This is a genomic window from Rhodococcus sp. LB1, assembly GCF_001583455.1.
GTDB lineage: Bacteria > Actinomycetota > Actinomycetes > Mycobacteriales > Mycobacteriaceae > Rhodococcus_F > Rhodococcus_F opacus.
In genome coordinates, this window is the sequence record NZ_LTCZ01000292.1 from 1 (window position 1) to 1733 (window position 1733).

The 1733-nt window shown below is 66.0% G+C and carries 1 protein-coding gene and 1 pseudogene; both read left to right on the forward strand.

The genetic code is table 11. The annotated features are described in order from the left end of the window. Nucleotides 1-93: pseudogene (locus AZG88_RS55770) on the forward strand (transketolase-like TK C-terminal-containing protein); the annotation flags it as partial. 18 nt (nt 94-111) lie between these two features. Continuing rightward, nucleotides 112-1584 (forward strand): pyruvate kinase, encoded by a 1473-nt coding sequence (gene pyk, locus AZG88_RS31170; protein ID WP_061700062.1) that lies wholly within the window; start codon nt 112-114, stop codon nt 1582-1584. Nucleotides 1585-1733: the final 149 nt, after the last annotated feature.

Genomic DNA, 1733 nt, shown 5'->3' on the forward strand with positions numbered 1-1733 from the left:
GACCGCTCCAAGGCCGTCGAGGCCGCCAACCGGTACCGCATCGACGACGTCCGCGCCGCGGCCGTCTCCTACGCCGACACCGGCAGCGCCTAGAACGGAATCGAAAATCCTATGACAGCAACAGTGTCCGACTACCTCGTCACACCCGGCCGGGAGGCGCCCGCGTCGGCGAGGCGCGCGAAGATCGTGTGCACCCTCGGGCCCGCAACGGCAACCGGCGACCGCATACGCGAACTCGTCGACTGCGGAATGGATATCGCGCGGCTCAACTTCAGCCATGGCGAACATTCCGATCACGAGGAGAACTACCTCCGGGTGCGGGATGCGTCCGAACGCACCGGCCGGGCGGTGGGTGTTCTCGCCGACCTCCAGGGCCCGAAGATCAGGTTGGGGCGCTTCGCCGAAGGCAGCACCGTCTGGTCGGACTGCGACGTCGTGCGGATCACCGTCGACGAGTGCGAGGGCACCCACGACCGGGTGTCCACCACCTACAAGCAGTTGGCGGAGGACGCCGAGCCCGGTGACCGGTTGCTCGTCGACGACGGCAAGATCGGACTGGTCGTCACGGACGTCGACGGCAACGACGTGGTGTGCCGGGTCACCGAGGGCGGTCCGGTCAGCAACAACAAGGGTGTGTCGTTGCCGGGGATGAACGTGTCGGTCCCGGCGCTGTCGGGCAAGGACATCGCCGATCTCGAGTTCGCACTGCGTCTCGGTGTCGACCTCATCGCCCTGTCGTTCGTGCGATCGGCGGCAGACATCGAACTCGTCCATGCCGTGATGGATCGGGTCGGCCGCCGGGTCCCGGTGATCGCGAAGCTCGAGAAACCCGAGGCGATCGACAACCTCGAGGCCATCGTGCTGGCGTTCGACGCGGTGATGGTCGCCCGCGGCGATCTGGGTGTCGAACTTCCCCTCGAACAGGTGCCGCTCGCGCAGAAGCGGGCCATCCAAGTCGCCCGCGAGAATGCGAAGCCGGTCATCGTCGCGACGCAGATGCTGGAGTCGATGATCGAGAACTCACGGCCGACCCGGGCCGAGGCGTCGGACGTGGCGAATGCCGTCCTCGACGGCGCGGACGCCGTCATGCTGTCGGGCGAAACGTCCGTCGGGAAGCACGTGATGGAGACGGTCCGCACCATGGGTCGCATCATCAGTGCGGTGGAGGAGAAGTCCACGCACGTTCCGCCGCTGGCGCACGTACCCCGCACGAAGGGCGGAGTCCTGTCCTACGCGGCGCGCGACATCGGGGAACGATTGGGTGCGGCGGCGCTCGTCGCGTTCACCCAGTCCGGGGACACCGTGCGCCGGCTCGCGCGGCTGCACACTCCACTGCCGTTGCTGGCGTTCACCCCGCTCCCGGAAGTGCGCGCTCAACTCGCGCTGACCTGGGGGACCGAGACATTCCTCGTCGACCCCGTCGAGTCGACCGACCAGATGATCCATCAGGTCGACCACGCGCTCCTCGGCCTTGGCCGGTACCAGCGGGGCGACCTCGTCGTCATCGTCGCGGGATCACCCCCGGGCACCGTCGGCTCGACCAACCTGATCCACGTCCACAGGATCGGCGAGGAAGACCACTGATCGGATGTGACGCTGTAACCGTACGCCCGTCCGCTATTGACAGAACTCGATGGACACGGTTTTCTTAATGTCAAGATACGAAACTGTGTTTTCGCATCGTGGAAGTTTTGCCAAGTGCGGAAGGTGAGTCATTTCATGACTGAGCGTGT

Bases quoted from the DNA above. Each gene is read 5' to 3' on its own strand.
- pyk (WP_061700062.1), top strand. From the start codon at position 112: ATGACAGCAACAGTGTCCGACTACCTCGTCACACCCGGCCGGGAGGCG.